We start from the raw sequence: 7,538 nt of genomic DNA, 5'->3' as shown, positions 1-7,538 counted from the left end.
CGAGGTGATCCGGACAAATCGACAGTCTGTTAAATACAAAGGGCTCGAAAGAGCATATCTGGCTGATTAAACGAGTAATTCTCCGAAGCGATAGCGAGCCTGATGTGCAGCCAATCGAGTCGGATACTCGGTGAACCGGGCCTCAGCGAGTTCACTGCTTGATTTCGATCGGGCACCGGCAGGAGTGATGTAGGCTCTGAGGCCGCGACCGGAGACTTCGATGCCCACCCCGTTGTTGGCAATTCTCATCTTGTTCGGCATGTATGCCATCTTCGGACTTGGTGCGATGGCAGCATGCTATCGAGATGCCAATCGATTCAATCGATTGCTCTGTGGGTTCGGGCTGATCTATTTGGCAGCCTTCGTTTTCACGACGGTAACGATGATAACGGGACTCATCGAAAACGAAACCCTACGCGTTCGATGGACCCCAGACGAACACGCGCAGTTCGATACCTTCAAGCTGTATGTCGTCTTCGCGGGGGCGATCTTCACGCTCTTTTACGGTTCGATCGGGGCAAATTTATTCACCTCGGGATTGATCGAATCGTCGAGCGCCGAAGTCTTGGCTCAGCTACAGCAAATCGAAAAGAAGCTGGATGTGGTTTCAGCAGAAGTGAAACGCACATATCGCAATACCTGGACTCTGATCTGGCTCTTTATTCTCTTAGCCGTAACCATTGCGAGTTTGATATGGGCGACTTAGGTCGCCATGCTGCTAGGCAAACTCTGCCTTTAAGAATCAGGCGACAGCGAGCAGTTCACGCTACTGACTCACTGGTATACCGCCGCGTGTGTTTCGAGGGCTCCAGAGTACGCGTCTGGTTGAAAGATTTCCCAGACAGGTCTTCCGGTAACGCAGCTCTTCTGGCTGTGGGAGTTCGATCTGGATTAACGCACATCCGCCAAGCACGACCGCATGTAGCCCTAGTTCGCGCGCCGTAGATCGCCCGATCACAGAGCTGCGAATAGCTGCTCACACGCAATTCGATTCGCCGCTCAAAAACAGAAGAATCCGCAAGCGGATCATCAGAGCTTCAAATGGCTATTCATGCGAAATGCGTTAGTTGATCGGAACCAGAAGAAGCGGCAGTTTCCACGCAAGCATTGGAATCCTTCAGGTGTGGCCTCGAGTTGTTTGCACCCTCATTTGTATCGAGAGCCACTAGCAACTGGGAGAGGAGAATCATGGCCGCTGCACGCGTAGCTAGTTGGCGCGTGACGCCGATGTACCGACGCGATGCAGTCGCGCGATTTCGGCTTTCGCCTCTTCCAGTTGGCTGTTGATCGCCCCCACCTTTCCCTCGGAACGTGCGAGCTCACGTAAAGCATCGTCGCGCTCACGCCGATAGCCTTCGCTCGCTTTCCGTTAGGGCTCTTGATCGTACGGCCCGACGCGACACGATCGAAGACGAAGTCCATCGACCAAACTTCGTTGGCAGCGCCAGGCCGGATCAGCGGCTGTCGATCGCCGGGCGGGATCTTCTTCCGGCGCCGACGGCGCACCTGCAGCTTCTCCAGGCCATACAGCCGCTCGACGCGCTTGTGATTGACCCGTTGAGAGCCGTTGGAACTTGTTGTTCGATGAGGTCCGGGAGGATGGTGAAATCCCGGCCTCAGGCATTCTTCAGATGGCTTTACCAGGACAGCTCTGGGCTACCCAGACCAAGGGGCTAGAGGAACGATCAGCCACTACTAGAATTGGCAGCTACGCTTTCAAATAATGGCGATCTTCCTCGGCCGAGGCGTCGGTGGCGGCGCCAAAAACCGCCACGCTCGATCAGGTGCGCGACGAGGTGGTCATGTCCCGCGTCGAGGCGTCCGAACAGATGGCGCTGTTCTAAGCGGGTGTGCGCCGCAGTCGATCTCGGCTGCGGCGCAGTTCTTCATGGATTCGCTGGAGTGGGGACTTCAGTTCGTCTTCTTTGACGCCAAGTCCCAGCCGATCATGAAGCTGAGCCAGGCTTCCCCTTCATGGGAATAGTCCCGATCGCCGCTCCAATCGACGCCGGCGACCAGGCCGATGTTCAAGTCCCCCCAACTGGTGATCATCATGCCGCCGGCGATGGCGATCGCCGACTTGGTGTCTTTCGTGCCATCGTCTTTATCGACCGACACCTGTGACAGTCCCGCCGAAATCAACGGGATGAAGGTCGGACAAACGGTGGGTTTGCAGAGCCATTTAGGGCCGGGGTAGGCATACCCCGCGTAAGCGCCGACCGTGGCACTGCCGCCGAGGTCATTGCCGTCAAAATGCCATTTGAACGGCACCACCAACGGGCCGCTGACCAGTCCGGTTTTGGTCTCGGCGACCAAATCCTGGGTCTTAGAGGACCCGAGTTCCTGGGGCAGCAGATAGGTATCCTGAACGGCGACCCAATGGGTTCCGATCGGAAGCGTCAACGAAGGCCATTCGTAAACGGATTCCATCCGAACCGCATAACTTCCGTCGGGCCGTAGCGCTTCGACGACGAATCGCGTGCCGCTGGCGGCGGCATAGGCCGGTGCGAATACCGACAGCGCCTCATAGGCGGCTTTCGCCTCCGACAGCTTTTGCTTGGCCGAGGCCACATCCTGTGCTGCTTTGGCGGCGTCCTGTTGGGCTTTTGTGAGGTCGGCGGGCTGCGCTTTGGACAATGCGACCGTCGCCGTGGATAGCGCCGCTTCGGCGGCCTTCGTCTCAGTCTCGGCCGTCACGATGTTCTGTCGGCGTTCGTAGACTTGGCCTTGCGCTTTGGTCGCGGCGAGTAATCGTGCTCGCGCACCGGTTTCGACCTTTTGCGCGTCTTCGAGAACGGTTTTCGATGCCCCCACGTCGTTTTCGAGGCATTCCGCCTGCTCAGTCGATGGGGCTTGGGCGCATCGGCGTTCTGCGGCGCCAAGGGCACTTTCGGCGGCCTCACGAGCGGTCTGTGCTCGGCCCACATCGTCTTGCAACCGGTTGATGCCCCATAGCAAACGCTGCTCGTCGATGGTCGATCCCTTCGGCACTTCTTCATCTGATTGAAGCCCGTAGACGCTTCGCATCAGTCGGTATGATTTCCCCTTCTCCAACTCGGCCGATGTCGCGGACGGCGACAGCGAAAACAGCAGAACGCATAGTGCAGCCGAAGTGCACCCCTTGGTCGTGCGCATCATGTTGATCCCCTTATAGGCCGCCCCCGCGGCCCTCAACGCATCCTGCGCAAAAACCATGACAGCGGGATCACAGGTATCGACGATCGTGCTACCGCACTGTGAAGTCGGTGCCGTTTTGCGAACTTCCGCTGCCTTAATTATTGTCACGATGTGACGGTAATTAAGGATCGTGTCATCGTTCAGATCGCGACTGCGCTTGCGATCGGATGTGCCCACAGCCGATTGATTGCGGAATTCGATCCGAGTATCCGATCGAACTCCGTCAACGCGCTGGTTTTGGGCCAAAGCGGGCGGTCGAGGAGTCTGCTGTGGCTGCGCGGTGCGGATTGATCAAAAACGGGGTTGGGGATGAGGCTGTGGGACGATTTATGGGACTGGCCGACACTGTCGGCAATCTCGAAATGCACATCCACGAGTTGCATCTCGCGCTGACGCCCCCCGACTCATTGGCACGGCCAACGGCAGCCCATCGACTCGATTCGCGGCCCACTTTGGCGGCTGGCGGCTGGCGGCTGGCGGCTGGCGGTGTGCCGGAGACGGATTGTTTCGTGTTGCCGGAGCGCGAGGGGGCTTCGGCGTCGGCCAGCGACTCCGGCTCATGCCAGCGTTTCCGACAGGCGAGCGTCGCTGCTCCAGATGGCGTCGGCGATCTGAAAGGCCTCTGCGGCACGGCCGGAGATCATCGCCTGCTCGCGCGTGAGCATCGGGCCCAGAAACTCGGGATTGGGGCGAAAATGGGCCTCTTCGGGCTCGATCACTTGACAGCCTGGCCCAGTAGGCGTGTTGTGCCAGTGCAGATTCACAGCTTCTTTCTCGGTGCGATCGGCCCCATCTCCCCAGCCCCTGATACTCAAGGTCATCGACGTGCCGACTTCAGGATGCCCGTCTGTGTAGGCGGCGAGGTAAATCGCAAACGCATTCCGGTCGCGAAAGACAAAACCGCGAAACACGTGAGTATCGCGGCCGCAGCAGGCGCACTGGCCGGTAACGGCCTCGGTGCCGGTTTCGACGGTGTAGCTGAGATTCATCGGGATGAGTTCGTACGTTTTGCTGGTATCAGGTGCGTCGTGCCCATCATTTTACGATCAAGAGGGGGGATGAATCGGCCCCTCTATCGCATGTTGCGCCGGCCCCACATCATTGGGGTGCTCATCGTCCTCGCAAAACTCTAGAGCGGCCTGGGTGGCACAGCTATAGGCGTTGATTGGCGAGGCTCGGGCGCTTCTGGCCCAGCTATCGCCCCGCCCCCTCGATTCGCCTTTTGCGAGGCAGCTACTGGCCGGACTCCAAGGACTCCATGATCGCCGGTGCGCACAAAGCACCCGACTCACAATGCAAAGACTTGCGTCGGCTAGCTGCGTCAACTGGCCCGATCTGGAATCGGCTGCAATAGCTCCACGCCATCAACTGAGAGCGCATCCGCCAGCCGCTCCAGCACCTCCAGGGAGATATTCAGCCTTCTGGTTTCAATCTGGGCAACGTAGCTTCGCTCAATGCCAGCAGCTTCAGCCAGCTGCTCCTGCGTCAGCCCCCTCTCCTTTCGTGCCCGCCGGATGTGATGCCCGGCGCGGTCGCGAAGTTTGGTGAAGCCCGGGAGGTTTGACGGCATACCGGCATTTTTCGGGCACGCCAGTTGACTGTCTGTATAAAATAATTAACATTTACAGGATGCCACGCCCAGCGGCACGCTTTGGCGTGGCTTGTCTCTCGATGTATCAGCGGGCAGCCCGAATTCGCGAGAGAAGTACGACGAGGCATTGCAACCTCGCGCAACTTCGACTGGGAAAAAGGTGTCACGTGTGCTTTCAACTGGTTTATGGCGACTTCGAACATTCCTTGCGACTCCCCCTGGACGCAGGGACAGAGGCGAAATTGCTCAGTTTGGTCACCGACCACGGAAACAACGACAAGGGCGGGGTCAACGGCCTTAACTTGAGCCGCCAAATCGCCGACTTAGTCACCGCTCTCGTTGAAATCGAAGGCCAAGCGCCGACTTCTCGTCAGAAGAAGTACGCCGAAGCGATCGCAAAAGAACTGTCTGTCGAGATTCCGCTTCAAGCCCTCCGATACCGCTCCGCGATGGCCGTCTTTTTGAGCCACCACGCGGAGCCCTATCGTCGAAGCAAGGGAGCTTTGAGTCGATGAGTGAACTCGAAGATGCGACTAATACCTTTCATCGAATCACGAACTCACTATGGGTCATCGAATACATGGCCAACGTGCCCGACCTCCAATTTCCGGAGGCGACGTGGTCGGCATACGGGCTACCAAATAGCAACGAGATTGCGGTGGTTGTCAGAGTCGGCTCTGTCAGGCTTGCGCTCGCATCCAAGTCTCAGCGCACACATTCAATCATGCTTAGCCCAATGAGGCAGATGGATGAGCAGGACATAAATCTGACCCTTGATCTACAACAGCGACTTTGGCGCGAAAACTTCGAGAGAATCGCGCTGGAGGTCGCCAAGCTTCGCTCGCAAGAGAAAAACCGCAATCTTCACTGAACTTTTTGTGCCGCGTCCAAGAAAAGCGCGGTGCTTCAGTTGCGCGAATGTAGCTGCTTTCGCGTCACGCGCTATCCGGTTTGCGTTTCTGCGCCGCGTTGGTCACAAGCATTCAAATGCCGTGCTTGCAATAACGATTTTCTTCATGTCAGGATCACCGTATGCATCAGCTCTACCTAATCTTCCTCATACGACGGGCACGCGAAATGTCTTATCGCGTCACGCCCGGGTAGCTCAGAACGGTAGAGCAGCGGATTTATAATCCGACCCATCCTCACGGATGGCTCCGCTAGATAAGCGGCAGGTCGTTGGTTCGATTCCGACCCCGGGCACCACACACTTTTCCGTGTACGGTCATGCCCACTCAACACAACACACAAGCAGCGCATCCGCTCAACGGAGTTCGCGCAGTAGCATTCGATTGCTACGGGACATTGCTCCGCCTCACGAACCGCAGTTCCCCTCATCGCTTGTTGCTTGACAGGCTGAATTTGTCGGCACAACAGCGCGCACAAGCAGCTCGTCTCATCATGACGCAGCGCATCCATTTTCATGCTGTCCCAGCATTGTTCGGCTGCTCGCTCCCATCGGACGAAATCAATGCACTCATCGCCCAGTTGAAGCTCGATACGGCCACAACCGAGCATTACGAGGAAGTGCCAGAAGTCATTGCGACACTGAAGTGGCACGGCCTCAAGCTTGCCCTGGTTTCGAACTCGGCAGCGGAGTACGGCGTCGCGCCTCGTCTTCTGCTCAACGACCCATTCGACGTGGAGCTTTGGTCGTTCGAGATCGGAGCCATGAAGCCTGATCCCAGCGTGTACTCGCTTCTTTGTGACCATCTATCGCTTCAGCCCCACCAAATTCTGATGATTGGCGATCGCCTGGAGGAAGACGTTCTCGGCCCGCGTCGAGCGGGATTGAAAGCCCTGCTGCTGGATCGAACTGCGATTCACAGCAGCGCGGGCGCGTTGAAGGACCTGCGTGAACTGATCAATTACGAACAACCGCGAGTGCCGCAGTGAGCGACACACCCAACCCTGACGTACTTGTCTTCAAGCAGTCCGATCTGCCGGAAGGCGGCAGGTTCCTTGTCGTCGGAGACATTCACGGCGAGCTCGAGATGCTCCTCCGCGTGCTGGCACTTGCCCAGTACGATGATAGTCGAGACATTCTGATCAGCGTCGGCGACTTGATCGATCGTGGCCCGAACTGCCCTGATGTCGTGAAGTTCTTTATCGATCATCCGCGGCGCTTTTGCATCCTCGGGAACCACGAGGGCTATTTGCTCGAAACGTTCGGACGGTCAGTGCTTCCGAACTTCTGGTTTTCGCAGGGTGGTGACTGGGTCCAGCAAGCAAGTCGAGAGGATCTGCTACGGTTCAATGCGGCCATGACACAGTTTCCTTTGGTTGCCGAGCTAATCCTAGAAAGACCCATCGCTCGAATTGGCATTGTGCACGGCGAGGTACCACTCAACTCAACTTGGAACGATGTGCATCATCTGCACATTCCGCGTGACGATATTGGAAGTATTTTTGATACGCCGGCCGGTCGGTGGTTGCGGGGCCGTAATCGAATCAAAATCGCCGCCATGGCTCAGGATTGGATGGACAGCCCAGAGGGCAGTTTCCCGTTCGACTTCCGGGAGCTCACCACTTTGGGCATCGATCTTGTGATCAGCGGACACTCGATCATGCCGCATCGACTTCCATATCGCTCACGCAATCAGCTGTGGATCGACACCGGCGCCTTCGAACGCGAATCAGGTGGGCGCCTGACGCTCGTTGATCCAATCGCTAAAACCTACTGGCAGGTATCTAGCTGCGACTCATTCGGCCCGAGTAGCTTGAGCGATTCTCGAGTTACAAGACTGGGCCCCTTGCCATGACACAGGGG

At 57.5% G+C, this 7,538-nt stretch carries 8 protein-coding genes, 1 tRNA gene and 1 pseudogene; 6 read left to right on the top strand and 4 right to left on the bottom strand.

Annotated elements, in window-relative coordinates:
* Positions 1-220: 220 nt before the first annotated feature.
* A complete protein-coding gene (locus AC3WUM_RS19000; RefSeq protein WP_492412186.1) occupies positions 221-706 on the top strand; it encodes a hypothetical protein in 486 nt (161 codons plus the stop codon).
* Between the two features lie 671 nt (positions 707-1,377).
* Here the strand turns inward: AC3WUM_RS19000 and AC3WUM_RS18995 are convergent.
* From AC3WUM_RS18995 to AC3WUM_RS18980, 4 genes and pseudogenes are all read right to left on the bottom strand, one after another.
* Positions 1,378-1,554: pseudogene (locus AC3WUM_RS18995) on the bottom strand (IS3 family transposase); the annotation flags it as partial.
* A gap of 357 nt (positions 1,555-1,911) precedes the next feature.
* Positions 1,912-3,138 (bottom strand): hypothetical protein, encoded by a 1,227-nt coding sequence (locus AC3WUM_RS18990; protein ID WP_492412184.1) that lies wholly within the window; start codon positions 3,136-3,138, stop codon positions 1,912-1,914.
* Between the two features lie 596 nt (positions 3,139-3,734).
* Entirely contained in the window at positions 3,735-4,166 is a 432-nt protein-coding gene (locus AC3WUM_RS18985) for a hypothetical protein (RefSeq protein WP_492412183.1), read from the bottom strand.
* A 332-nt stretch (positions 4,167-4,498) separates the two neighbouring features.
* Positions 4,499-4,747 (bottom strand): helix-turn-helix domain-containing protein, encoded by a 249-nt coding sequence (locus AC3WUM_RS18980; protein WP_492412181.1) that lies wholly within the window; start codon positions 4,745-4,747, stop codon positions 4,499-4,501.
* 188 nt (positions 4,748-4,935) lie between these two features.
* Here AC3WUM_RS18980 and AC3WUM_RS18975 point away from each other — a divergent pair, with 188 nt between their 5' ends.
* From AC3WUM_RS18975 to AC3WUM_RS18955, 5 genes are all read left to right on the top strand, one after another.
* Entirely contained in the window at positions 4,936-5,283 is a 348-nt protein-coding gene (locus AC3WUM_RS18975; RefSeq protein WP_492412180.1) for a hypothetical protein, read from the top strand.
* The gene (locus AC3WUM_RS18970; protein WP_492412178.1) at positions 5,280-5,639 is read left to right on the top strand and encodes a hypothetical protein; all 360 of its coding nucleotides are present in this window, start codon (positions 5,280-5,282) and stop codon (positions 5,637-5,639) included. Before AC3WUM_RS18975 ends, AC3WUM_RS18970 begins: the two co-directional genes overlap by 4 nt.
* 223 nt (positions 5,640-5,862) lie before the next feature.
* Positions 5,863-5,974, top strand: a tRNA-Ile gene (locus AC3WUM_RS18965).
* 21 nt (positions 5,975-5,995) lie between these two features.
* A complete protein-coding gene (locus tag AC3WUM_RS18960; protein WP_492412176.1) occupies positions 5,996-6,664 on the top strand; it encodes an HAD family hydrolase in 669 nt (222 codons plus the stop codon).
* Positions 6,661-7,530 carry a metallophosphoesterase gene (locus tag AC3WUM_RS18955; protein WP_492412174.1) on the top strand — a complete coding sequence of 290 codons (870 nt, stop codon included), beginning with the start codon at positions 6,661-6,663 and terminating at the stop codon, positions 7,528-7,530. The genes AC3WUM_RS18960 and AC3WUM_RS18955 overlap by 4 nt, the downstream gene beginning before the upstream one ends.
* Positions 7,531-7,538 lie beyond the last annotated feature (8 nt).

It is taken from the genome of Hydrocarboniphaga sp. FW305-C-57, assembly GCF_058783045.1.
This window is presented reverse-complemented; position numbering and strand designations above follow the sequence as displayed.

What these genes read in the sequence shown, in the direction of transcription:
- AC3WUM_RS19000 (WP_492412186.1), top strand. Translation starts at nt 221, where the DNA reads ATGCCCACCCCGTTGTTGGCAATTCTCATCTTGTTCGGCATGTATGCC.
- AC3WUM_RS18990 (WP_492412184.1), bottom strand. Translation starts at nt 3,138, where the DNA reads ATGATGCGCACGACCAAGGGGTGCACTTCGGCTGCACTATGCGTTCTG.
- AC3WUM_RS18985 (WP_492412183.1), bottom strand. Translation starts at nt 4,166, where the DNA reads ATGAATCTCAGCTACACCGTCGAAACCGGCACCGAGGCCGTTACCGGC.
- AC3WUM_RS18980 (WP_492412181.1), bottom strand. Translation starts at nt 4,747, where the DNA reads ATGCCGTCAAACCTCCCGGGCTTCACCAAACTTCGCGACCGCGCCGGG.
- AC3WUM_RS18970 (WP_492412178.1), top strand. Translation starts at nt 5,280, where the DNA reads ATGAGTGAACTCGAAGATGCGACTAATACCTTTCATCGAATCACGAAC.
- AC3WUM_RS18960 (WP_492412176.1), top strand. Translation starts at nt 5,996, where the DNA reads ATGCCCACTCAACACAACACACAAGCAGCGCATCCGCTCAACGGAGTT.